23 protein-coding genes are annotated in these 25799 nt (G+C 41.0%); 13 read left to right on the forward strand and 10 right to left on the reverse strand.

Annotation, left to right across the window (positions count from 1 at the left end):
• Window position 1: 1 nt before the first annotated feature.
• The 3 genes from qoxC to qoxA are packed head-to-tail and all read right to left on the reverse strand — an operon-like array spanning window position 2 to window position 3543.
• Window positions 2–598, reverse strand: coding sequence for a cytochrome aa3 quinol oxidase subunit III (gene qoxC, locus BV906_RS14000; RefSeq protein WP_087974261.1), 597 nt, complete (start codon window positions 596–598; stop codon window positions 2–4).
• Entirely contained in the window at window positions 595–2547 is a 1953-nt protein-coding gene (gene qoxB / locus BV906_RS14005) for a cytochrome aa3 quinol oxidase subunit I (protein ID WP_087974262.1), read from the reverse strand. The genes qoxC and qoxB overlap by 4 nt, the downstream gene beginning before the upstream one ends.
• 57 nt (window positions 2548–2604) lie before the next feature.
• Window positions 2605–3543 carry a cytochrome aa3 quinol oxidase subunit II gene (gene qoxA / locus BV906_RS14010; protein WP_087974263.1) on the reverse strand — a complete coding sequence of 313 codons (939 nt, stop codon included), beginning with the start codon at window positions 3541–3543 and terminating at the stop codon, window positions 2605–2607.
• 563 nt (window positions 3544–4106) lie between these two features.
• On the opposite strand from qoxA, the gene BV906_RS14015 reads away from it, so the two are divergent.
• On the forward strand, window positions 4107–4868 hold the full coding sequence (locus BV906_RS14015; RefSeq protein ID WP_087974264.1) for a transposase: 762 nt from the start codon (window positions 4107–4109) through the stop codon (window positions 4866–4868).
• A gap of 526 nt (window positions 4869–5394) precedes the next feature.
• Complete coding sequence (locus BV906_RS14020; protein WP_087974265.1) at window positions 5395–6582, forward strand: M24 family metallopeptidase; 1188 nt, start codon at window positions 5395–5397, stop codon at window positions 6580–6582.
• A gap of 166 nt (window positions 6583–6748) precedes the next feature.
• Here the strand turns inward: BV906_RS14020 and BV906_RS14025 are convergent, their stop codons facing one another.
• Window positions 6749–7720 carry a 2-hydroxyacid dehydrogenase gene (locus BV906_RS14025; RefSeq protein WP_087974266.1) on the reverse strand — a complete coding sequence of 324 codons (972 nt, stop codon included), beginning with the start codon at window positions 7718–7720 and terminating at the stop codon, window positions 6749–6751.
• A gap of 350 nt (window positions 7721–8070) precedes the next feature.
• Here BV906_RS14025 and BV906_RS14030 point away from each other — a divergent pair, with 350 nt between their 5' ends.
• The 8 genes from BV906_RS14030 (at window position 8071) to BV906_RS14065 (ending at window position 17464) form a co-directional block, all read left to right on the forward strand.
• Window positions 8071–8721 carry a GntR family transcriptional regulator gene (locus tag BV906_RS14030; RefSeq protein ID WP_087974267.1) on the forward strand — a complete coding sequence of 217 codons (651 nt, stop codon included), beginning with the start codon at window positions 8071–8073 and terminating at the stop codon, window positions 8719–8721.
• A gap of 125 nt (window positions 8722–8846) precedes the next feature.
• The gene (gene gabT / locus BV906_RS14035) at window positions 8847–10190 is read left to right on the forward strand and encodes a 4-aminobutyrate--2-oxoglutarate transaminase (protein ID WP_087974268.1); all 1344 of its coding nucleotides are present in this window, start codon (window positions 8847–8849) and stop codon (window positions 10188–10190) included.
• 107 nt (window positions 10191–10297) lie between these two features.
• Entirely contained in the window at window positions 10298–11728 is a 1431-nt protein-coding gene (locus BV906_RS14040; protein WP_176330363.1) for an NAD-dependent succinate-semialdehyde dehydrogenase, read from the forward strand.
• Window positions 11729–11815: 87 nt separating this feature from the next.
• On the forward strand, window positions 11816–13024 hold the full coding sequence (locus BV906_RS14045; protein ID WP_342744394.1) for a M20 metallopeptidase family protein: 1209 nt from the start codon (window positions 11816–11818) through the stop codon (window positions 13022–13024).
• 24 nt (window positions 13025–13048) lie between these two features.
• Complete coding sequence (locus BV906_RS14050) at window positions 13049–14032, forward strand: pyridoxal-phosphate dependent enzyme (protein ID WP_087974269.1); 984 nt, start codon at window positions 13049–13051, stop codon at window positions 14030–14032.
• 39 nt (window positions 14033–14071) lie between these two features.
• Window positions 14072–14905 carry a D-amino-acid transaminase gene (gene dat / locus BV906_RS14055; protein WP_342744395.1) on the forward strand — a complete coding sequence of 278 codons (834 nt, stop codon included), beginning with the start codon at window positions 14072–14074 and terminating at the stop codon, window positions 14903–14905.
• Between the two features lie 217 nt (window positions 14906–15122).
• Window positions 15123–16256 carry an alanine racemase gene (alr, locus tag BV906_RS14060; RefSeq protein WP_087974270.1) on the forward strand — a complete coding sequence of 378 codons (1134 nt, stop codon included), beginning with the start codon at window positions 15123–15125 and terminating at the stop codon, window positions 16254–16256.
• A 116-nt stretch (window positions 16257–16372) separates the two neighbouring features.
• On the forward strand, window positions 16373–17464 hold the full coding sequence (locus BV906_RS14065; protein WP_087974271.1) for a tartrate dehydrogenase: 1092 nt from the start codon (window positions 16373–16375) through the stop codon (window positions 17462–17464).
• A gap of 87 nt (window positions 17465–17551) precedes the next feature.
• Here BV906_RS14065 and BV906_RS14070 read toward each other — a convergent pair whose 3' ends face one another.
• Window positions 17552–18607 (reverse strand): LLM class flavin-dependent oxidoreductase, encoded by a 1056-nt coding sequence (locus tag BV906_RS14070; protein ID WP_087974272.1) that lies wholly within the window; start codon window positions 18605–18607, stop codon window positions 17552–17554.
• Between the two features lie 306 nt (window positions 18608–18913).
• Here BV906_RS14070 and BV906_RS14075 point away from each other — a divergent pair, with 306 nt between their 5' ends.
• Window positions 18914–19546, forward strand: coding sequence for a LysE family transporter (locus tag BV906_RS14075; protein ID WP_087974273.1), 633 nt, complete (start codon window positions 18914–18916; stop codon window positions 19544–19546).
• On the opposite strand, the gene BV906_RS14080 is transcribed toward BV906_RS14075, so the two are convergent.
• Window positions 19543–20871 (reverse strand): amino acid permease, encoded by a 1329-nt coding sequence (locus BV906_RS14080; protein ID WP_087974274.1) that lies wholly within the window; start codon window positions 20869–20871, stop codon window positions 19543–19545. The two genes, BV906_RS14075 and BV906_RS14080, sit on opposite strands and share 4 nt — an antisense overlap.
• Window positions 20872–21243: 372 nt before the next feature.
• On the opposite strand from BV906_RS14080, the gene BV906_RS14085 reads away from it, so the two are divergent.
• Both BV906_RS14085 and BV906_RS14090 read left to right on the forward strand, forming a co-directional pair.
• On the forward strand, window positions 21244–21423 hold the full coding sequence (locus tag BV906_RS14085; RefSeq protein WP_245844136.1) for a DUF2187 family protein: 180 nt from the start codon (window positions 21244–21246) through the stop codon (window positions 21421–21423).
• A gap of 357 nt (window positions 21424–21780) precedes the next feature.
• The gene (locus tag BV906_RS14090; protein ID WP_087974276.1) at window positions 21781–22218 is read left to right on the forward strand and encodes a CBS domain-containing protein; all 438 of its coding nucleotides are present in this window, start codon (window positions 21781–21783) and stop codon (window positions 22216–22218) included.
• Window positions 22219–22332: 114 nt separating this feature from the next.
• On the opposite strand, the gene BV906_RS14095 is transcribed toward BV906_RS14090, so the two are convergent.
• From BV906_RS14095 to BV906_RS14110, 4 genes are all read right to left on the reverse strand, one after another.
• Entirely contained in the window at window positions 22333–22620 is a 288-nt protein-coding gene (locus tag BV906_RS14095; protein WP_087974277.1) for a PTS sugar transporter subunit IIB, read from the reverse strand.
• On the reverse strand, window positions 22617–23948 hold the full coding sequence (locus BV906_RS14100; protein WP_217896387.1) for a PTS galactitol transporter subunit IIC: 1332 nt from the start codon (window positions 23946–23948) through the stop codon (window positions 22617–22619). The genes BV906_RS14095 and BV906_RS14100 overlap by 4 nt, the downstream gene beginning before the upstream one ends.
• A 69-nt stretch (window positions 23949–24017) precedes the next feature.
• A complete protein-coding gene (locus BV906_RS14105) occupies window positions 24018–25034 on the reverse strand; it encodes a thiazole biosynthesis adenylyltransferase ThiF (RefSeq protein WP_087974279.1) in 1017 nt (338 codons plus the stop codon).
• Entirely contained in the window at window positions 25034–25798 is a 765-nt protein-coding gene (locus BV906_RS14110; protein ID WP_087974280.1) for a thiazole synthase, read from the reverse strand. Before BV906_RS14110 ends, BV906_RS14105 begins: the two co-directional genes overlap by 1 nt.
• Window position 25799: the final 1 nt, after the last annotated feature.

The raw sequence follows: 25799 nt of genomic DNA on the forward strand, positions 1-25799 counted from the left end.
GCTACATCATTCCTTTCAGGTAAATAAAGCTGAAAATGAAGATCCACATGACGTCAAGGAAATGCCAGTATAGCGAGAATATAAATGATTTATTCGCTGTTTGAGGTGTCAATCCCTGTTTTTTAATTTGCAGGAAGATGAATAGTCCCCAGAATAAACCGAACGCTACGTGTGCTCCATGTGTTCCAAGAGTCGTGAGCAGCATGCCGGTAAATGCGCTCGTTTGTAGTGTTGCTCCGACATGATAATAATGAATGAACTCATATATCTCAACACTTAGGAAACCAGCACCTAAGACTAATGTTACAGCAAGGAATCCAAGCATTGCTTTCGTACGACCTAAGCGCATCGCATTGACGGCTAGGCCAATGGTGAAACTACTTGTTAATAGCAAGATTGTTTCGATTAAAACCGGTGTAATTTCAAAGATCTCTGCACCAGCTGGTCCGCTTCCTGTACGATTTTCATAGATAAAATAGGAAGTGAACAATGTTGCGAAAAGCATAATTTCGCACCCAAGGAAAATCCAGAAGCCTAATATATTCAGGCGATTTTGTTCGGTGCTGTATTCAAGAGGTTGTGTGGAATTTACATTCATTTATTCGCACCTCCAAATTTATCTTCTGTTTCTTTAATTTCTTCTACGGAAATATAGCGTCCATCGTCTTTTTCGAAGGAGCGGTAACCCATAAAACCGAAGATTGCTATAGCCGAAAGAATTACTCCAGCCCAGATATTAAAGATAAACGAGAAACCAAAGACAAAGAACAGACCAGCCACCATAATTGGCCATCCGGTGTTGTTTGGCATATGGATTTTTTCTATCTTATCCCTAAATATTTGGTGACCACGTTTCTTCTGATCCCAAAGTGCTTCAGATGAAATAACATGCGGTGTTACAGCAAAGTTATATTCTGGAACCGGGTTATGTGTAGCCCATTCCAGTGAACGACCGCCGTTCCATGGGTCGTCTCCAATATTTCTTGGTGATTTTCGGAAACTGTAATAGATATTGTAAACAAGAACTGCAAAGCCGATTGCCATTAAGCCAGCTCCAAAGAAGGATAGCATGTTCAATGGTCCAAATCCAGTTGATTCAGAGTACGTGTACATCCGGCGTGCTTGACCATCCAACCCTGTAATATACATTGGGAAGAAGGAGAAACAGAAACCGACTGTGATGAACCAGAATGCCCATTTACCAATTTTCTCATTCAGCATAAAGCCGAACATTTTTGGCCACCAGTAGATTAATCCGGCAATCATTGCAAAGACAACACCAGGAATAATAACATTATGGAAGTGGGCTACAAGGAACATTGTATTATGATACTGGTAATCCGCACTTGCGATTCCAAGCATTACCCCTGTAACTCCACCGATAGTGAAAAGTGGAATAAATGCGATGGAATACATCATTGGTGTCGTAAACCTGATTTTCCCTTTCCACATGGTGAGCAGCCAATTAAATATTTTTATTCCGGTCGGAACGGCAATTGCCATCGTAGTGACTGAGAATATACTGTTCGTTAATGCTCCCTGTCCCATCGTAAAGAAGTGATGCAGCCATACGAGGAAGGACAGAAGCGAGATAAGTACCATGGAGGCAACCATCGATTTATATCCATACAGATTACGCTCGGAGAACGTCGAAATAATTTGACTGTAAATACCAAATGCCGGCAGAATCAAAATGTAAACCTCTGGATGACCCCAGATCCAAAACAGGTTGGCCCACATCATATCCATACCGCCGTCTGTTGTTGCAAAGAAGAATGTTCCTAACTGACGGTCGAATGTACCCATTAAAAGAGCGATTGTCAGTACAGGAAAAGCGAAAACGATAATGACGTTCGTGATTAGTCCTGACCAGACAAACATAGGCATCTTCATTAGGGTCATACCTGGTGCTCTCATTTTCAAAATCGTTACGATAAAGTTAATCCCTGTCATCAGTGTACCGATACCCGAGATCTGCAGTGCCCAGTTGTAATAGTTTACACCAACCGAAGGGCTGAACTCATTGTTTGCAAGCGGATAGTAGTTGGTCCAACCTGCGTCAGGTGACCCACCGATAACAAATGAGATATTAAATAACATGGCACCAGCAAAATATAACCAGAAGCTCAGTGCATTCAGTCTTGGGAATGCGACATCTCTTGCTCCAATTTGCAATGGAATAACAAAGTTCATTAATCCGATAATAAATGCCATTGCCATGAAGATGATCATGACAACGCCATGTGTTGTAAATACTTCATTATAATGCTGTGCATCGAGAAACGCATTCTCAGGTACAGCTGTTTGCAAACGCATCATGACTGCATCTGCGCCGCCTCGGAAAAGCATGAGCAGGGCAGATATGATATACATGATACCGATACGTTTATGGTCTGTTGTTGTTAACCATTCACTCCATAGATAGCCCCATTTTTTAAAGTAAGTGATACCAACAGCGATTGCGATTGTTACAAGAGCAATTGCAACCATGGAGGCATAGATCATTGGACTTGGATGGGGAATGGCGAACCGTTCAAAAAATTCCATATCTAGTTAGCTCCTTTCGAGAGTTTGTTCGTTTATATTACAAAATATATTTTTCGTTTAATGGTTACTGTGATCAGTTTCTTCACTCTCGGAATGCTCATCATGTGAGTTTCCATCTGAATCTGATTCGGTATCATTTTCTTTCGGTGCACCGTGATCATGCCCGCCATTTTCGCCTTCAGGTGCCGGTTTGAAATCTTGGTGTGTTCCAGTGAATGTCATTAGACCAAGATGGCCGGGCTCCAATAGCTCAGTGAATTTTTCCTCTGTGAGCGGATCGGCAGTTTCATGGATTTCTTCTATCCAAGTATCGAATTCATCATGTGGCATTGCGGTAACATTAAATGTATTTTCCGCAAAACCTTCACCATTAAAGTTTGCATTTCTACCGACATATTCACCAGGTTCCTCGGCCACGACATTTAGTGTATTGACCATGTCAGCCATGGCGTATTTCTGTCCGGCTAGCTGTGGAATCCAAAAACTACTAATTGTACCGTGAGAATAAAGTCTGAATTCGATTGCTTGGTTGGTAGGAATAAATAGGTAGTTAACCGTTTCTATATCTTGTTCCGGATAACTGAAATGCCATTTCCAGTTCGATGAAGAAGCGTAAATAACTAATGGTTCCTGCTCTTCATATCCTTCAGGTGTACCTTCGACCGCGTAAGTTGACATGACCGATACGACGGAAAGAAAAGCTACAATAAGAATAGGAATACCTACAATAATTCCTTCCACAATTGGATTGCCTTCAATATGTGGTGGTTCATAATCAACGGGCTGTTTGGAAGCACGATATTTTACAAGCATATTGACTAACATAGCAATTACGACAATAACAATGACTGCCATTGTAATAATCGATATCCAAATAACATTGGCAGTTGTTTCAGCCTGGGGACCTTTAGGGTCTAAAACGAGTAAAGGTTCACAACCTGCTAAAACTGTGGCAATAGTAATCATGAATGTTAAAACAATCCATTTAAACTTCATCTATATACCCCTTTCTATTAATCTTGTAATTTATTTATTTATTTAGCAGTAATAAAATGCTCATAATTTAACATAATATTATTCGGAAACCAAAAAAACAATACTTTGATAAATCCTTCACAAAATGTTCACGAAGATATGTAGATTTCAGGACAAGGGGACAGGCACCTCGTCCCGGGCTGAGACGGGGGGACATGAGACGGGGGGACAGACACCATGTCCCACTTTTTTTATGGCTTATACGGAATGTTAGAGACACTTGGTATTTTTTCGTAAAAAATCTCCAAAATTGAATTTTGATGCATTTGAAAGCCCTTAAAATTCAATTTTCCCCTATACATAATTGAATTTTACTCACTTATATCCATTTGATTTTTGAATTTTGGAGTTTTGACAAAGGTTTGAGATTTCTATTAACTTATACTTATCAAAGTAAATGAAATGATAGGGACTTTGGCAACGGTTCTGGCTAGTGTCGAGGTGAAGAAATAGAGGATACTCGAGTACAAATAGATTACATAAAAAGAATGCACTAAAATATTCCACTACGAGGTGATTTGCAGATGCCAAGAGGACCAAGAAGGAAAAGCGGCAGCGGTATCTATCATATTATGGTGAGAGGTATTAATAGACAAACCATTTTTGAGGATGATGAGGACAAGAAGAGATTTCTAGAAACATTAAAAAAGTACAAAGAGATATGTAATTACCAGATTTATGGTTACTGTTTAATGGATAATCATGTTCATTTGTTATTAAGAGAGACGGATGAAAGCATTTCGGAAGCTATCAAGCGAATTAGTTCCAGCTATGTATATTGGTATAATATGAAATATGAGCGCTCTGGGCATTTATTCCAAGGAAGATTCAAAGGGGAAAATGTCGAAAATGCTGCATATTTTCTAACCGTTCTTCGTTACATACATCAAAACCCAGTTAAAGCAGGTTTAGCAAATAACACATTTGCAACAAAATGGACGAGTATAACCGAATATACCCAACAAGTTCATATGGTAGATATTGATTTCGGGCTTGATTTATTTTCTACAGATAGAAATAAAGCGAAGAGATTGTATATTGAATATATGCAGCAACCTAATGATGATCAATGTCTAGAAGATACATTCATAGATAAAAAATCGGATGATGAAATAAGGGAAATTCTTTTTCAATTAGGAATTCCAAACAAAAGCATTCTACAGAAAATGAACAGAAAAAATAGAAATGATATATTAGCAAAACTGAAGGCGATGAACGGTATATCACTGAGACAACTGTCAAGGATAACTGGAATATCTAAGAGTGTGATTCATCGGGTTGATTGATGTGAGGGGGGATATTCCTTCTGCCTTGATAGATACAGAGAGGGAAGACTCACGGACCAATTGTTGTGATGTATTAGGGACAGAGTGCCTGTCCCTAAGTCCCGCGGTCACTCATTAAGATTATGAAGTCCCGAAAGCAGTGGGAGAAATCTCGTTCGGTCACTCATTAAGGTTATGAAGTCCCGAAAGCAGTGGGAGAAATCTCGTTCGGTCACTCATTAAGGTTATGAAGTCCCGAAAGCAGTGGGAGAAATCTCGTTCGGTCACTCATTAAGGTTATGAAGTCCCGAACACAGTGGGAGATTCCTCGTTCGGTCACTGGACCAACATACTTGTCCTTCTGTACAAATTATTGTGATGTATTCGGGACAGAGTGCCTGTCCCCCCTGTCCCGTTTTAAAGTCTGCGGAATATAATGTGTATAATACAATGTCGTCAATCGGCATAATTTAAAGTAAGATGGGATTTAAAGTAAGCGCTTTCCTTAGCGCGTTACTTAATTGAGTACGAGAGGAAGGGATGCTATATGTTAGCGTTTCCTAAACAAGAGTTTCAAGAGAGACTGAAAAAAACAAAACAAAGAATGGCGTCTGAGGGTATTGATGTGTTGTTAGTGACAGACCCAGCAAATATGAACTATTTGAGCGGGTATGATGCGTGGTCCTTTTATGTACACCAGTTACTCGTTGTTATAATTGATGAGGAACAGCCATACTGGATTGGTCGGGGGCTTGATGCGAATGCTGCCAGGTATACAACTTGGTTGGATGAAGCGCATATTTACCCCTATCCAGATAACTATGTTCATTCGACAGTGAGACATCCAATGGACTTTGTTTGTGACTTTTTGAAAGGGAATAAACGAGATAAAACAACCATTGCTGTGGAACTTGATGCTTACTATTTTACGGCTCAATGCTATATTCGGCTAACGCAAGGGTTAAAAAATGCTTCATTTAAAGATGGTACCAATATGGTTAATTGGATTCGTATCATTAAATCGGATCAAGAAATTGACTATATTAAAAAGGCTGCCAAAATTTCTGAAAAGGCAATGCAAGTAGCATTCGATACTTTAAATAATGGTGTCAGGGAATGTGATGTCGCAGCGAGTATATCGCATGCACAAATAAGTGGAATGGATGAATATGGTGGTGACTATCCATCCATCGTACCACTATTACCAACAGGTAAAAAAACCTCTGCATGTCATTTGACGTGGACAGATGAAACGTTTAAGGAAGGGAATCCGATTATTATTGAATTGGCCGGTTGTCATAAGCGTTATCATTCTCCACTCGCACGTACTGCTGTAATCGGCATGCCAAATGAAGAAATACAACGATTAAGTGAGGTTGTTATTGAAGGATTAAACACGGCGTTGGATGTAGTTAAACCTGGCATTACTTGTGAAGCAGTTGAATTAGCCTGGAGAAAATCGATTGAAAAAAATAGTTTGAAGAAGGAATCTCGTATTGGTTATTCTACCGGTCTGAACTATCCACCAGACTGGGGTGAGCATACGGCTAGTTTAAGGCCGGGTGATCGTACGGTATTGGAACCGAATATGGTTTTCCATATGATTCCTACAATTGATTTGGGGCATGTTGGGATGGAAATCAGTGAATCATTTCGCGTGACGGAAACGGGCTGTGAAGTGCTTGCCAATTTTCCAAGAGAGCTGTTCGTTAAACCAAATATCCGGCTTGCATAAATTGGAGCGTGCAGGAGAGAAGAGGGAGAGAATCCCTCTCTGCATACATAGTTTCCAAGTGTTGGAGAGTTTACTAGTTGCAAGTTATCACGGAAGTAGACGGACTGCCATATTTAAACGATAAAATAGCCGTATCACAATTCGTGTTACGGCTAAAAAGATTATTTTATAGAGGTTGTGTGACTAGATTCGGTGGTTTCTGTCCATTTAACCCCGCTTCCAGATTGTATGCAGCAAGCTCCGACATTTTGAGTTCGGTCTCATGTGTGGAAGAACCGATGTGTGGTGTTGTAACAACATTCTTCATATGTAATAGGGCATTATGTCGCTCAATCGGTTCCTTTTCAAAAACATCTAATCCAGCTGCAGCAATCTGACCGCCTTTTAAAGCGTCGATTAAATCCTGTTCGACGATTGTTTTCCCCCGTGATCCGTTAACGAAAATTGCCGTTTTTTTCATTAACTGAAATTCACGTTTACCTATAAGTCCCACGGTTTCCGACGTCAGTGGCGTAATGAGACAAACAAAATCGGATTTGGCCAAAAGTTCATCAAGTGTACAATAGGTCGCATCAAATTTGTCCTCGACATCTGGCTTTTGGCTTCTGCTATGGTACAAAATTTCCATATCAAATCCGAAATGTGCACGCTTAGCGATTGCTTGACCGATGCGTCCCATACCTATAATACCTAATTTTTTATGATGAACATCCATGCCGAAGTATTCAGGTTCAATCGATTCCGTTATCCATCCACCACTTTTAACCAATTGATCCAATTCCGGGATTCGCCTTGCGGTTGCGATAAGAATCCCAAATACTGTGTCTGCCACCGTATCTGTAAGTACATCCGGTGTGTTTGTAGCCATAATGTTTCTTTTGGTTAGTTCTTCCATGTCCAGATTGTTGTAACCGACAGAGACGTTACTTATAATTTTCAAATGTGGTGCATGGTCTAATAGTTTTTTGTCAACGGGAAGTTCCAATCCAATAATGCCTTCCACTTCGCTTAATTTTTTCAAAAAATCCAGGTCATTTTGTGTATCGATATTCTTAAAAAATGTCACATCGTACTTTTTTTGTAATGCTTCCAATACAGGCTTCTCGACACGGTTATATGCAATGACTTTTTTCTTCATTTAATTCCTCCATTCTGAATAAAGTAAGTAAAGTAACTACCCCTAAAATAGATACAATAGTTGCAAAAGTCAATATAAGAGGATATTCAAAAATTCCGGTAAAAATGACGCTTCGAATTTCGCACGAATGCTTGTTTTCCGGTACTCACGTATTAATTGCATACGTTCCGTTCCTCAAAGCTACGCAGCCTCGAACTTCTCGGTCCTTTTTATCCTCCCTTTTGAACAACGCATTATAAATATAAAATTCAGAAAAGTTAAAATGTAGATTGACATTCAGAATAATCTGATTTATTATAAAGCTAGGTAATGTCGACAATCGACATGAAACAAGGAAGGATGTTCTGTAGATGGATATAGACAGTTTCATCGTTCAAGAACCACTAAGTCAGCTTATTGCGGATCGGCTAAAGAGAAAAATTTGGAATAAAGAGATTGCGTTTGGCGAGCGGTTACTTGAAAGTGATCTGGCGGAAGCATTCGATGTAAGCAGGAGCACGATTAGAGAAGCATTTAAGATTCTTGGAATGGAAGGATTAGTAATCAGCAAAGCACGAAAAGGTACATATGTAGCAAACCTCACGGAACAAGACGTGGCTGAAATTATTGAACTCAGAACATTAATCGAAACGCATGCTTTCACACATGCAATACCACGCTTAGAGAGTAAGCAATTTGAGGATCTGGAAGAGATTACGGAAAAAATGCGGGAGAAAGTTTTAGAAAAAAACTGGAATGACCTGTTTGATCTTGATATGCAATTTCATTCCTATGTTGTTAGATATAGTAATAATTCACGAATTATTAAAATATATGATTCCCTTCAAGTTCAAATCAGAACATTCCTCATGAACCTCGATCAATTATATTCCAGTCATCAATCATTTTATGATGAACATAGAGAATTACTCAATGCCTTGATTTCAAAAGATGTGCAATTAATTAATGAAAAAGTGGAGACTCATATTAAGTATGTGGAGGCAAAATCAGTTGGGGTTTAGAACAAAAGCATATGCAAGCCTAATGCGGGGTATCCAGTCCACCCGCATTGACTATAGATGTACTCACTTTATGGAAAATACGCTTAGATCTAACAGAGTATAACCGAAAAGAGGAGGCTTCATCAATGAGTAAAAAATTTGCTTACGTTCAAACCGAATTACCTGGTCCAAAGGCTAAAGTATTGCTGGACCGGAGACATGATGTTGTGCCACAAGGGGTAGGTTACGGGATTCCGACTTTTGTTGATAGTGCAAAAGGTGCATTGCTGGAAGATGTGGATGGCAATCGTTTTATCGATTTTGCAGGGGCAATTGGAACAATCAATGTTGGGCATAGTCACGATACGGTTGTAAGTGCTTTACATGACCAGGTTGATCGCTATATTCATACAGGTTTTAATGTGATGATGTACGATTCGTACATCGAACTCGCTGAAAAAATAGCAGCACTTGCTCCAGGTCATTTTAAAAAGAAAGTCATGTTTTTGAACAGTGGTGCTGAGGCTGTTGAGAATGCAGTGAAAATAGCTCGTAAATATACGAATCGTCAAGCAATCGTTTCATTCTCCGGTGGGTTCCATGGACGTACGTTAATGGGAATGTCATTAACAGGTAAGGTGCGCCCATTTAAATATGAATACGGACCATTTGCACCGGAAATTTACCGTGCACCGTTTCCTTATGCATATCGCCGTCCGGAATCGATGAATGAAGACGCATATACGAAGCATATGCTAAAAGAAGTGGAGAATTTTTTCATAAGTGAGGTTGACCCGAGCCTTGTGGCGGCTTTCATTATGGAACCCGTTCAAGGAGAGAGTGGTTTTATTATACCGGATAAAGCATTTGTGCAAGGGGTATACGAACTTTGTAAACAGCATGGCATCTTGTTTATTGCAGATGAGATCCAAACTGGTTTTGGTCGTACAGGGAAATACTTTGCCATGGAGCATTATGGGGTGGAGCCTGATCTTATTGCTATTTCGAAATCAATGGCTGCGGGATTGCCAATTAGTGGTGTGATCGGTCGGGAAGAAGTGATGGATACAGCGAAACCAGGTGAATTGGGTGGTACGTATTGTGGCAGTCCACTTGGGTGTCGGGCGGGAATTGCAGTTCTGGATATCATGGAAAAAGAAAAGCTGAATGAACGTGCTGCAATCATTGGTGAAAAAGTAATGGATCGATTTAAAAAGATGTACGATCGATTTGATGTGATTGGTGATTACCGGGGACTTGGTGCAATGTGTGCATTAGAGTTCGTGGAAGATAGAGAGAGTAAAACACCAGCAAAGGAATTGAGCAATCACATACTAAAAGAGGCACATCAACGTGGACTGATTACATTAAAAGCAGGTGTGCATGACAATGTTATTCGCCTACTAATGCCACTCGTAATTACAGATGAGCAGTTGAGTGAAGGATTGGCAATTTTAGAAGAATCAATAGAGGCTGTACTTGGCAGTTAAGAAAGTATAAATAACTTCTTACTGCATAAATGCGGGCTCCTGAGCATACGCCTAAAGGCTTGGCGAGAGCCTTAGTTTTCTAATCACAGATCGGAGTGAATCTGGAAATGAATAACTATTTAATGCATATTCATGGGGAGTGGGTTGGAGAAGAGCTTGATACATTAAGTGTCACTAACCCAGCTAATGGCGGTCAGGTAGGAACCGTACCGAATGGAGGAAAGGCAGAAGCCGAAAAAGCGATTGCTGCTGCGCACGTTGCTTTTGAGCCATGGTCAAGGCTTACCGCTTATGAACGAGCAGAATATTTGAAGCGGTGGCATCAGCTCCTATTGGATAACGAAGAAGAGCTCGCACAACTCATGACATTAGAAATGGGGAAGCCAATCCATGAATCAAGAGGAGAAGTGAAGTACGCTGCTTCTTTTATCGAATGGTTTGCTGAGGAAGGAAAACGTATTTACGGGGAGACGATCCCAACACATGTGAGTGGTAAGCGACTGCAAGTTTGGAAGAAACCTGTTGGTGTTGTAGCGGCAATCACACCATGGAATTTCCCTGCTGCCATGTTGACACGAAAGATGGGGCCAGCGCTTGCTGCCGGTTGTACGGTTGTGGTGAAACCTTCCAGTGAAAGCCCGTTAACCGCTATTAAATTAATGGAGTTATGTGAAAAGGCCGGTTTTCCAAAAGGTGTTGTTAACTTAGTCACAGGATCTTCAACGAAAATAGCGAAGGAAATTATGGAAAATGAAAAGGTTCGTAAAATTACATTTACTGGTTCAACGGAAGTGGGGAAAATTCTCATTCGGCAAAGTGCTGATCAAGTGAAGCGGTTGTCATTGGAACTTGGTGGGCATGCTCCACTAATCGTTTTAGACGATGCGAATGTTGATGTAGCAGTTAAAGCTGTCATGGCTTCTAAATTCAGAAATGCTGGTCAAACATGTATCTGTGCCAACCGGATTTACGTTCAATCAGGTGTGTATGATCAATTTGTGAAGAAGTTTGCCAACGCAGTGGAGAAATTAAAAGTTGGTAATGGTGTTGATGAATCCGTCGATATCGGCCCATTAATTAATAAGGCAGGTTTGGATAAGGTAGAACGTCATGTACGGGATGCTGTAACGAAAGGAGGAACCGTTGTAACAGGTGGTAAACCGATTACGAATGATGGAGGCGTTTTCTTTCAACCAACCGTAATCAAGGATGTCGATCAAACGATGGTTATGATGCAGGAGGAAACGTTTGGTCCTGTTGCACCTATTCAAAAAGTAGAATCAGAGGAAGAGGCGATTAAGCTAGCTAATGATACGCCATATGGTCTGGCTGCATATGTTTTCACAGAGAATGTTGCACGTGGCACCCGTGTAATCGAACAGCTACAATACGGAATTGTTGGCTGGAATGACGGCGCTCCATCTGCTGCACAGGTTCCTTTCGGAGGAATGAAGCAAAGTGGGATTGGGAGAGAAGGCGGACATGAGGGGATCGACGCTTTTGTGGAGTCACAGTACGTTTCAATTGGAATGGAATAAGGTGAGCTAAAAATTAAAGGGCATCTTATTAGTAAAGGAAGGGGTTGGTTTTATCTAGCTCCTTTCTTTTTAGAAGGGGGATTCTTTGTGAGTAATAAACTTCATCTTCAGGCAGAAAAAATGTCTTCACAGCTGATTGAGTGGCGGCGCAGACTACATATGTATCCAGAGTTGAGCTTTCAGGAGATAGAGACATCCCAGTTTGTTGCACAGATGTTAGAAAAAATACCTGGAATGAAGGTGGAAAGAGGGGTAGGATATCCGACAGCGATTGTCGGCACGCTCTCATCTGGTTCAGGGGCAACAATCGCTATTCGAGCTGATATGGATGCCCTACCCATTCAGGAGGAAAATGATCATAATTTTAGGTCAAAGCATGAAGGTGTGATGCATGCTTGTGGTCATGATGCACATACAGCGATTGCCTTAGGTGCGGCCACATTGCTTGGTGAATGTTTACAAAATGGAGAACTTCAAGGGACGATAAAATTCTTGTTCCAACCAGCTGAGGAAATGGCAGATGAACATGGATCAACTGGTGCACCCTATATGATCCAAGCTGGAGCTTTAGAAAATGTCGATTATGTGCTTGCCCTTCATATGAGTCCGGAAAATATACTTGGTGAGGTGAAGGTACATGACGGCTACAGCATGGCCAATGTGGATGTTTTTGAAGCTAGCATTGTAGGGACTGGAGGACATGGAGCCTACCCGCAGCTCGGAACTGATCCCATTTGGATGCTTGGGCCGGTGTTACAGGCATTACACGGCATTGTTGCGCGTAAAGTATCCCCGCTGGAACCAGCAGTCATTAGCATTGGCAGTGTTCAAGGTGGATCAGCCAGTAATGTGATTCCATCTGAAATTCACTTGAAGGGAACGATACGCAGCTACCATCCGGATGTCCGCAATCTGTTGCACACAGAATTGGAAAAGGCCTTTTCTGTGGTGCAAGCTTTAGAAGGGGATTATCAATTAAAAATAACGGGTGAGGATCCTGCTTTAAACAATGATCCGGTAGTTAATCAGTACATTAAAGACAGTATTAAATCTATTTATCCTCATTTTAAAGTATTAAATACACCCTTTGGTTTAGGTGGAGAAGATTTTGCACATATGACAAAAGTCGTTCCAGGTGCCATGTTCTTCCTTGGCAGTAAAGTTTCTGATGGCAAAAATAGAGATCTCCATACACCGTATTTTGATATCGATGAACGTGTCTTACCAGTTGGAGTAACAATTATGGTTGATGTGGCGAAGCGATTTTTAAGTAGTTTTGCACCTGATTCGGAGTGATTTTACTGTATGAGGGGGGAGTGGATGGTAGAACAACCTGTTGGATTGCGGGATATTTGGAAAGCCCGAAAGCGAATAGCATCCGTTGTAAAGAAGTCCCCGTTAGTATATTCGCCTGAGCTGTCAGAAATGCTTGAGACATCTGTTTACTTGAAACTGGAAAATCTTAATGTGAGTGGTTCTTTTAAAATCAGAGGTGCAACGAATAAAATCCTAAGTTTAACTTCTGATGAACAAAAACGTGGTATAACAACATTTTCTACTGGGAATTTTGGATTGAGTGTTGCTTATCTTGCTAAACAATTAGGGATAAAGGCGATTATTTGTATATCAAACCGAGTACCAAAAGCAAAAGTGGATGCACTGAAACAAATAGGGGCACAGGTAGAGGTGTATGGTGAAACACAGGATGATGCCCAGCAGCGTAGTTATCAGTTGGAAAGGGAACTTGGTCTAACTGTCATTCATCCATTTGATGATCCATATATCATTGCTGGCCAAGGTACAATTGGGCTAGAGATATTGGATGATTTACCTGAAGTCGATACTGTCATTGGAGGATTATCTGGTGGGGGATTACTTTCAGGTTTAGGTGTTGCATTAAAGTCAACAGATCCAGCTATTCAACTTATCGGGGTGTCGACATTAATGGGTGCAACCATGTATGAGAGTATCAGGGAAGGCAAACCAGTTAAAATAGAAGAAAAGGATACGTTAGCAGATAGTTTACTAGGAGGAATTGGTTTAAATAATCGATACACGTTTGAGATGGTGCAAAATTTTGCCGACCACATTGCCTTAGTAAATGAAGTGGAAATTGCTCGTGGGATGTCATTTATGCTTGATAAACATCATATGGTAATCGAAGGTGCGGCTGCGGCTGGAATCGGGGCGATTTTAAATAAGAAAATCCAACTAGGTTCCCATGTTGTAGCTGTTATTAGCGGTTCCAGTGTGAATACGTCCGTAATCATTGATATAGCGAATCAGTATCGTTCACAAGCTTAAATTAGTCAGAATGAAAGGGGCGATTTGATAGTGTCTAAGATGTTATGGAATGACCAAATTGTGGAGCGGCGAGATTGTATCAATATAGAAGACCGAGGCTATCAATTTGGTGACGGGATCTATGAAGTGATCGGTGTCTATGATGGTAAACCCTTACTGCTCACAGAACATATGGAGCGTTTAGAAAGAAGTGCCCGGGAAGTTCAACTGACCTTACCAAGTTCGATATCTAACTTAAAAAACAGATTAGAAGATTTGGTTAGCCTTAATGAACTAGAAGAAGGAATTATTTATATGCAAGTATCAAGAGGTGCAGCACCAAGATGGCATGAATTTCCAGCTGATGATATCTCCCCAGTGACAATCGCCTATACAAGACCTGAGGAGCGCATGACGACGATCGAGAATCAAGGTGCGACTGCAATACTTACGGAGGATATCCGCTGGTTGCGATGTGATATTAAAACACTGAACCTGCTTCCAAATGTGCTGGCAAAGCAGAAAGCTGTTGAACATCAAGCGATAGAGGCAATTCTTCACCGCGGTGAAACAGTAACAGAAGCAAGTGCATCGAATGTATTTATTGTTAAAGATGGTGAATTGTATACCCATCCAGCAAATAATTTTATTTTAAACGGCATTACAAGGAAAAAGGTACTGCAAATTTGCAAAGAGTCAGCTTTAAAATTGCATGAAGAAACATATACAGTTACTGACTTACTAGAGGCGGATGAAGTTTTTATAACAGCAACCAAATTGGATGTTATTCCTATTTTAAAAGTTGATGAACATACAATCGGAACAGGTTCCCCGGGGAAGGTGACGAAAAAAATAGTGAAGGCGTTTCGAGCACTCTATGAACAGGAAGTTTAATATGGATAGTTGCGTTTTATCCCACCTAAACGGGCAATAAGACCCCTACTTCAAGATTTCAAGGGGACGAAGAAAGATAAGTGGGGGATCACCTGCCCGTAAAGGTCCGATTCTGTTCAAGGGCCTTTAGGTCATACCCTTGCGGTACTAACATTCAGTGGGGGAGGAAGGGAACCCCTACTGAATGAAGTTTCACTTTACCTGAGGGGGCGGTATTTTGCTTCATTCATTAAATATACCATCAAACAGCCCTACGATTGCAGAGATCGATCTTACTGCTTTTAATTACAATGTAAGGCGTATAAAGAAGGGTTTAAAAAACAGCATGCTGCTTGCCGTCGTGAAGACGAACGCCTATGGGCATGGGATTGTGCCAATAAGCCGGGAAGCTATAAGGGCAGGTGCAGAATGGCTTGGTGTAACAACGGTTGAAGAAGGGGTTTTGCTCCGTAAAAGTGGTATCACAGCGCCAATCCTCTTACTAAGTTCGATCACAAGTGAGCAGGTTACAGATAGTGTGACATACAATTTGACAGCTTCTATTTCGACAGAACGATTTGCATATGCCATCAGTAACGAAGCTTTAATGCAAAATCGTATCGCAAATGTACATTTGAAACTAGACACTGGACTTCATCGGTTCGGTATTGGTCCACATCAGGTGATCGACTTTTGTAAGTCATGCTATCATCTACCAGGTTTAAATTGGGAGGGCATTTACACACATTTTTCCAGTGCGGATGAGGGAGATTGGGTGACAACTGAAAGCCAATTTAACTTATTTAAGAATACAGTAGCAACGCTAAAGCAGCACGGGTTTATTTTTCCAATCCGTCATGTTGGTGGGTCTACGATTGCTATAGAAAGAGCGGATATGCATTTGGATATGGTGAGGCCTGGAGTCGCATTATTCGGGTATCATCCAGCACTTCGGCAAAGAAAAGACATGACATTAAAAAGGGTAATGAAGCTAAAATCCAAACTTATTCACGTTCGCTCACTTCCTCCAAACACTCCGGTTGGCTATGGCGGTGGCTATATTACGACTTCGACTGAAAAAATTGCTATAGTACCGATCGGGCATGGCGATGGCTACAAACGTTCCTTATCAACGAAAGGTGAAATGCTTGTAAATGGAAAAAGAGCCAAAATTGTTGGCACCATTTCACTGGATCAGACCTTAATTAATGTTACAACTATTCCAAACGCAAGTATTGGGGATGAAGTTGTTCTGATTGGTACCCAGGGGGAAGAAGAAATTTCAACTCGTGAAGTAGCAGAATGGATGGATAGTATTGTAGATGAAGTCGTGGCAAGTTTAATGGAACGGATTCAGAGGGTGTATGTTTAGTACTTAAAGATATTGTTCAAAAAGTTACCAAATGATAAGCGTCGAATTGAGTCGCCCACTTGCTTCTAATTTGGCACCTTTTTGAACACAAGCTTAAAGCAGATGTGGGGGAGACGATGAAAACATTCAATATTGCGCTATTACCAGGAGATGGGATTGGACCGGAAGTTGTGGCAGAAGGTGTGAAAGTGTTGAAGGCAATTGAAAAAATAGATGATTCGATTTCTTTTACATTTACAGAATTTCCATGGGGATGCACGTATTATCTGGAACATGGAAAGATGCTGCCAGATGATGGAATAGAAACACTGCAGCAATTTGATGCTATTTATTTAGGAGCTGTTGGCTACCCAGGAGTGCCTGATCATATCTCGTTATGGGATCTTCTTTTACAGATCAGAAAGCAGTTTGATCAATATGTCAATTTACGTCCAGTTCAACTATTAAATCAATCCTTGACCCCATTAAAAGGCAAAACGGAGAAGGATATCGATTTCCTTGTGATTCGTGAAAACAGTGAAGGTGAATATGCTGGGGCAGGGGATTGGTTGTTTAAAGGAAAGCCAGAAGAAGTAGTTTTGCAGACGGGTGTGTTTTCGAGAAAAGGTACGGAACGAATCATTCGTTATGCCTTTGAAGAAGCACGGAAATGCAATAAAACGTTAACAAGTATTAGTAAAGGGAATGCCTTGAACTATTCGATGGTTTTCTGGGATCAGGTTTTCGAAGAAGTAAGTAAGGACTATCCAGATGTACAGACCTATTCGTATCTTGTTGATGCAGCAAGTTTATATTTCGTTACAGATCCTGAACGATTTGAGATTGTTGTCACATCCAATCTTTTTGGTGATATATTGACAGACATTGGTGCGGCAATCACCGGCGGGTTAGGTCTGGCAACAGGTGCAAATGTGAATCCGGAAAAGAAATTCCCATCGATGTTTGAGCCTGTCCACGGATCCGCACCAACTATAGCAGGCAAAGGCATCGCAAATCCAATCGCAGCCATTTGGTCCGTTAGTCAAATGTTGGACTTTTTTGGAGAAGAGGCATGGGGAGAGGTTGTGCTTACAACCATTAAAGAAATGCTGAAAGAACCGAAACATCTTACAGCCGATTTAGGAGGGGACTCCTCCACAGAAGAAGTGGGAAATCGGTTTGTCGAAAAGATGAGGGACGAAGGGGACAGACACCGCGTCCCAACATAGTATTGAGTAATCAGAATCTAATGACAAAAAATCGACGCGCAAAATAATCCACAACTTTTCTATAAAGTTGTGGATTATTATTATGATTTATTTAATCTCTGTTTCTTCCCATTTTGCAACTTCAGCACGAACAATAGGTGCTACTTCTGTTCCTAATAATTCAATGGATTTCATGACGTCTTCATGTGGCATGGAGCCAACTGGGACGTGTAGCATAAACCTTGTAATGCCGACGTTTTTTCGTAAAAAGATAATTTTTTCCGCTACTGTTTTAACATCTCCTGTGTACAGAGCTCCTTCGAGGCTGCGTGCATGATCAAAGGACGAGCGGGTGTATGGACCCCAGCCACGTTCTTTTCCAAGCACATTCATTGCTGCAGCAGTCGGAGGGAAGAATTTTTCTACCGCTTCTTCCGTACTTTTTGCAACAAATCCATGGGAATGGGAGGCAACCGTCAATTTGGATGGATCGTGTCCATTTCGTTTTGCGGTACGCTTATACAATTCAACAAGCGGGGCGAACTGAAGTGGGCTTCCGCCAATGATTGCGAGCACAAGCGGTAGTCCGAGCACCCCGGCCCTTGCGACTGATTCGGGTGTCCCTCCACTGGCAATCCAGACAGGCAGCGAATCCTGCTCGGGTCTAGGGTATACGCCGCGCTCATCGATGCTCGGGCGATGCTTCCCCTTCCAGGTGACGATTTCCGACTTACATATATTTAATAATAAATCCAATTTTTCCTCATATAGCTCATGATAGTCTTGGAGGTCGTAACCGAATAATGGAAATGATTCAATAAACGAACCGCGTCCTGCCATAATCTCTGCCCGACCATTTGAAATCGCATCAACGGTTGAGAAATCCTGAAAAACGCGTACCGGATCATCAGAAGATAAAACAGTCACAGCACTTGTTAATCGGATTCGTTTCGTTTTTGACGCAGCACCAGCAAGGATTACCGCCGGTGCTGAAGAAGCATAGTCTTTCCTATGATGCTCCCCGACCCCGAATACATCTAATCCAACCTGATCCGCCAATACAATTTCGTCTACTACCTCACGAATTCGTTCAGCATGACTAGTTACTTTACCTGTATCTACATGTGGTGTTGTTTCTACAAATGTAGTAATACCAATTTCCATATTTGGCCCCTCCTAAGTGAAACACATATTCATTAATTTTCTTTTATCATAGGGGATGGGGGATAGTTTTAGCAAATAAAAGAACTGGACTATTACTATGGATAGAGCCTGTTATGACAACTTTCCGGATGCCTATGGATACAGCCAAATTTAGTAATTCGGATAACGAAGGAAGGCATGGCAAACCAATGACTGTAGAGGCATTTGGGACAGTGTGCCTGTCCCTCTGTTCCATATTTTAGTTGTACAAGCACTCCTTTGTGAATATGTATAGATATAAGTATTTAGATTGAGGGAGTGTTTATGATGGGTATCTTTTTTAGTTATATTCTTTTAGGGTTATCACTTGCAGCACCAATTGGTCCGGTAAATGCAGCTCAATTGGATCGGGGAATTAAGGGCGGTTTTTTCCCTGCGTGGTTTGTGGGGCTGGGGGCTGTTGCTGCGGATGCGTTTTATATGTTAATTGTCTATATGGGGGTTGTCCATGTCCTGGATACTCCATTCGTAAAAACATTCTTATGGTTATTTGGAGGTTTTGTTTTAATTTATACGGGAATCGAAAGCATGATTAGTGCCAAGGAAATAAAAAATGCTAGTAATGAAAGGTATGTGGAGCCTTTATATAAATCATTTTTTGCTGGATTCATTATGTCAATCACCAATCCATTAACGATCCTGTTTTGGTTAGGTATTTATGGTTCCGTGCTCGCAAATGCAGCATCCAGTTATGGAACCCAAACCTTGATTATTTATAGTTGTGCGATCTTTATTGGTTTATTGACGTGGGACTTTTTCATGGCAGCAGTTTCAAGTAGCTTCCGGAAATTACTTAACGAACGCATTCTTACGGGCATCGCAGTCATTTCCGGTTTGGCACTCATTGGGTTTGGGCTTTTCTTTGGATGGCAGGGGATCTTATTGTTATTCCATCATTAATGGCCCTTCGCTTCTTTTTTCCATCTTTTGTTCATAAAAAAGGCAAAAATCCCGATTAGACCGACAATTCCTAGACTAATAAAAAGGCCCGTTCGATTTGTTTTATCGATCAATGTACCGCTAATACCTGCAAGCAGGAATATGATCCCAACGTAGTATTTGATTCGGCCCTTTATTTTTTCCTTTTGTAACTTTCTGGCGGAAAGAATAATAAATAGCCAATTGTAAAGAAGCATTAAGCCGGCACCTGTTGTTACATAGGTATATATTTTTTCCGGAAGTACGAGAGACATTACGATAGAACCGGCAATTCCGATAATAAGTAAACCTAAGGTAGGAACGGGTACAGCCAGTTTTCCCTCTTTTGCAAAAAAGGAAGGGGCATCTTCGTCCTGGGCTAATGAAACGAGAATCGTCGTTACGCCATAGAAGGACCCAACCATCGTGGAGAAACCGGCAACTATCAAAGCACCATTGAAAATATGTGGGACAAATCCTAAATCAAAGTCGGCAAGCGCAACGATAAATGGACTTTCATCCGTATTAAACACATCCCATGGCACTAAAAGTAATGCCAAAGCCAATGCGATCGTATAAATCGTGACAAGCGATAAAATCATTACTTTGCCGGATTTCGGGGCTTCTTTCGGTTGCTTTAATTCAACTGCCATCAGGCCCATAACCTCGATGCCTCCGAATGCATAGAAGGCAAAAATCAAACTTGCCCAAAACCCCGTGAATCCTGTAGGAAAGAGCTCGCCCATGCTACTGGGGATATGTAACTTTTCTACCCCATCAAACAAACCAAAAACAAATGCTCCAGCTATGACGATAAACATGATGATTGCAGCAAGCTTTATCACGGCAAATATATTTTCAATACTCGTTAATTTCTTTGCACCAACCAATAAAACAAAAAGACCGAGGATCGCATATCCAATTGCAAATAACCATAATGGGATATTCGGAAACCAAAAGCGTGAAAAAATAGACAGTGCGGTAAGCTGACTCCCCATAATTAATATCTCTGCAAACCAATACATCCATCCAATACTAAACCCGGCCCAGCGTCCATAAGCTTGTTTGGCATAGGTGCGGAATGCTCCCTTTTCAGGATGGCTTGCCGTTAATTTGGCTAACGAATCGAAAACAATATAGGTAGCGATTCCAGCCAAAACGAATGCTATTACAATAGACGGCCCGCCTTGTCCGATACCGATACTGGAACCTAAAAAGAAGCCAGTACCAATCGTACAACCAACCCCAAATAAAGATAATTGCCACCACTTCATATTTTTCTTCTCTTCTTTTTTCGACTCTACCATGTTGATCCTCCTCATACACATACACAAGATATAATCCCCTATATTTTAAAAAAATTTCGTTCTATTTTCTGATTAGTACAAGGAGGAATATATAAGCAAAGGTTTATGTAAGTTAAACTGTTGTGTGTGATTTTAAAAGGAGCTATTTTGGGATGCATTCGATGCGTTAACAATACAAAAACCAAACTAAAGCATCAGAAATTGTAAAGAAATTATAATCTCTTCTTTAAACTGCCTTCATATTTCTAAGTTAATATTGAATTATAATCCTAAAACAGGAGAAATTAAATATGATGTTTTCAAGTTGGATGTTAAATTTAAAAATAAAAAATAATATCCAACATATACTTAATGAAAAAGGTGGGACATACATTGGAAATAGCTAATGTTGCAGGAATCGGTGATGAGATATCATTTAAGTCTGGTGTAAAGGGAATTGTCGAAAAGATTTATCAGAATTCAGTGATGGTATCGGTTACTGAAAATACTACCGAACTGAAATTTGAAGGGAATAAGACAGTTATTGGACATAAAAATTATGAGATTATCTGATACATTGAATTGGCGCCTTCCTAATACAGGAAGACGCTTTTTTATCTGGGAAGGCGCACTAAACCAATTACTGTAGAGGTTGTTCGGGACAATGTTCCTGTCCCACCAAACGATCGGCAGCACCACTCAAACGGTCGCCGCGCTTCCCCAGACGGTCGCCAGCACGCTTCAAACGGTCGCCGCGCCCTTCAGACGGTCGCTAGCACACCTCAAACGGTCGCCAGCGCACCTCAAACGGTCACCGTGCCACCCAGACGGTCCTCACCGCCCCTCAATCTAACAAGGCGAAACTTACCACGAATAAAACTGCCCGTATTCCCCATCCTATAAAGGAGAAATATAATTGGAGGTAATATCATGGCACAGTATTTAAGAGATATCATGACAGCAAATGTTCTTAAGGTTAACGACACGCAAACAGTAAAGGAAGCTGCAGCATTAATGAGCCAGTATAATATCGGAGCGATTCCAGTAGTAAATAGCAGTGGACAAATGACTGGAATTGTAACAGATCGTGATATTACCCTCCGTACGACAGCACAAGGACAAGATGCAAATACACCGATTTCTCAAGTCATGACTGCACAGCAAATTGTTCAAGGAACACCTGATATGGATGTTCATCAAGCGGCAACTTTAATGGCACAGCAGCAAGTTAGACGTTTGCCGGTAATAGAGAATAACCAAATAGTAGGAATGGTTGCATTAGGTGATTTAGCCGTTCAAAATCAATATGCAAATGAGGCAGAACAGGCATTACAAAGTATTTCAACCCCATCCGCACCTCAACAATAATAAGGGAGATACCTAAAAGAGGTAGTAGCACAGACCAGGACCATGGTTTGTGCTACTACCTTTTTTGTTTAGCTTTTCAATTGTTAGAAGCCCTAAATAAATTGCATAAAAAAGTCATTGCATATGAATTCTATTTTTAATGTTATCAAAAACTTCTTCAGATCCATTACCTATTAACAAAGGAACCCCATCAATCACTTTCTCCTTTAAATCGTCTGGAACAATTGTCGCGGAGACTATAAAGTCATAATCCTGTTGTACATGGAATGCTTCACTGACTTTTCCTTGATGCAGTTCTACATGGTCAAGAAGGTTTTCGTTTTTTAACCATTCCGTTAATCTCGCCATGATGATCGTAGATGTAGCAATCCCTGTCGCGCAAATGACTAACACTTTTTTCATGTTTGTTTTCCGTCCTTTTTCATTTTATTTACATAAACTAAACCGGCTAATGCACCTAAACCAATCGCACCAATCCCATACCAGCTTAATAATTTCCCTAGTCCTGCGAATAAGGCAGTTGTCCAAACAGCACCGTCAACAAGGGAAGAAACGCTGGAATTATTTCCTATATCGAAGTCTGAAGCTAGAGCCATTTCTGTAAACACGGGGGCTAGCCATGTAGCTATATACAAACCAACACTAATGTAAATGCTTGCAGCAATGATTGTGCGGACGATGTTTCCTTTAAATACAGGTACCATTAAACAGATTAAGAATGGGATTGTTGCTAGGTCACCGAATGGCAAAACACCATTTCCTGGTAAAATGACTGCTAGAAATAACGTAACTGGTATCATGACTAAGGAAGCGGATAAAACAGCGGGATGACCTACTGATAGCGCACTGTCCATCCCAATATAGAGCTCTCTGTCTGGATACTTTTCCTTCATTTTATTACTAGCAGCTTCTGAAATAGGTGTTAGTCCTTCCATTAATAAGGCAACCATTTTCGGCATTAAAAATAAGACGGCAGCAGTCTGTATCGATAATTGCAATATATCTTGGATGTTGTAGCCTGCAACGAAACCGATTAGCAAGCCAAGCAATGCACCTAAGACGATCGTATGTCCGAAGATTCCGAAACGTTTTTGTATAGAATCTGGGTCTGCTTTTAGCTTATTAAATCCTGGAATCTTGTCAAAAACAGCATTTAATGGCTTCGCTAAAAAATAGGATGGTGCGGATGCGGCATGTGGAAAGGTTATTTGTTTTAATCCAAAAAATGATTGCATATCTTTAGCTAAAATATCACCCATTAGGAGCACCACTATAGCGTGTACCGCGGTTGTAAACAGACCTAATGCGAAATCATTTGTCAACGCATAAATAAGAGATCCTGTAAAAGCAATATGCCAATAATTCCAAATATCAACATTTACTGTTTTCGTTAATCCGAATGCTAATAATAAAAGGTTAATTCCAATTCCTATCGGTATAGCAAGACTTCCAAGTGCATTGCCATAGGAAATAGCTGCTGCAGCTGGCCAGCCAACATCAATTGTTTGTAAGTTTAAACCGAAATGATCGACCATCGAATGTGCTGCTGGTCCTAAACTCGTCGTCAATAAGTTTAAGATGAGATTCAATCCTACAAAACCAACACCGACAATCAATCCCGAATACAATGCTTTTCCTGGACTTATCCTAAGCAGTATTGCGAAAATAAAAATAATTATTGGGAGCATCACACTCGCTCCCAAATCGACAAACCATTGTAAAACTTCCAACATATAGCCCTCCAGACTAGTTTCTATTCTATTTAAATACTCTATTTAGAGGGCGCCCCACAGCTCAACTCATCCGAAATACCGGTAATATAATGATTTTGCTTCGGTCACATCACTTGTTCCATGCACAAGTACCCGTCCATCATGAAACATGACCAAACGATGCGGTTCGCTCGTAAAGGATAATAGAAATGAATTTTGTTCGACTTTTCCTGTATTGGAGAGGCGTGCCGCGATCGTTTGCAAGTCTCGCTTTCCTGCTGACGTTGGTCTAATCTGTACTGTATCTCTCCCACATAGTACGGCAGTCTTTGTTTGACTTTCATAGCTTAAATGCGGATATGTCGGTGCTTCGCCACAGGACAGGCAGCTTGTATTTTTGAACGTACTGACATCAATGGAAGCTTGCTGATTAGTCCAAAGATCAAACGAAATTAATCGCTTTCTTAATGCTTCCTGGTTATCGGTCAATATTTTTAAAGCCTCTGCGGATTGATGGGCAACAACCATTTGAACAACGGGGCTGATAACACCTGCCGTATCACAAGTCATCCCGCCCATTGGCACTTGCTGCAATAAGCAATGCAAACAGGGCGTTTCATTTGGAAGAATCGTATAACTGATACCATAGCTTGCAACGACAGCACCGTATATCCATGGGATGCGATATTTTTGCGATATGTCATTGATGATAAGTCGAATATCGAAATTATCTGTTGCATCAATAATCAAATCGACGCCGTCAATGAGCTGACCCATCTCCAATGGGGTGACATCGATAATTTTTGCTTCAATTTGCACATCCTGGTTAATTTCCTCTAATCGGCTTTTTGCTGCAATGACTTTGGGCATGCGATTATTTGCATCGCTCTCTGTGTATAGCTGTTGACGCTGCAAGTTGCTCCATTCGACGTAATCTCGGTCAACGATAGTTATTTTCCCAACACCAGAACGAACAAGAATCTCCGCGTTCCCTGTACCAAGTGCACCTGCACCAATCATCAGGACATGCTTCTCAGCTAATTTTTCCTGTCCTTCTTGACCGATGGGCGAAAATAATATTTGTCTGGAATAACGATCATTCATTAGATGCTAATCCCTTCTGTTGGGCTGCTCGCGGTTGCATAGCGTTTTTTCGGAATGCGTCCTGCTTCATAGCCGAGTCGACCTGCCTCTACAGCAAGTTTCATCGCTTCAGCCATTTTGACAGGGTCAAGGGATGCGGAAACAGCTGTATTTAAAAGGACTCCGTCAGCCCCAAGCTCCATTGCAAAGGCCGCGTCTTTTGGAGAACCTATTCCTGCATCAACAATGACAGGCACATTTGCTTGTTCAATAATAAAGCTTAAGTTAAGCGGATTAATTATCCCTTGTCCGGACCCAATCGGTGAGGCACCAGGCATGATCGCATGGGCACCTAACTCTTCCAGTTTTCGTGCTAAAACGACATCATCAGAAGTATAGGGAAGGACGATGAATCCTTCTTTCAGCAATTCTTCCGTTGCCCGCAGTGTTTCTACAGGATCTGGCAGCAAGGTTTTATCACAGCCGATTATTTCGACCTTCACCATGTCACAAAGCCCGGAAGCTTTAGCTAGCTTAGCAGTTCGAACCGCTTCCTCAGCTGTTTTTGCACCAGCTGTATTGGGCAAAAGATCATAATTTTTCAAGTCGATTTTTTCCAAGAAATTTGGTTGGGATGATTCAAAAATGTCCATCCGACGCACCGAAAAGGTTAGAATATTTGTTTCTGATACTTCAACCGCTTCTTTCTGGATAGCAAAGCTCGGGTATTTCCCAGTTCCTAAAAATAAACGGGAATTAAATTGTTTTTCACCAATCGTTAACATG

The organism is Oceanobacillus rekensis (assembly GCF_002153375.1).
Classification (GTDB): domain Bacteria; phylum Bacillota; class Bacilli; order Bacillales; family Amphibacillaceae; genus Oceanobacillus; species Oceanobacillus rekensis.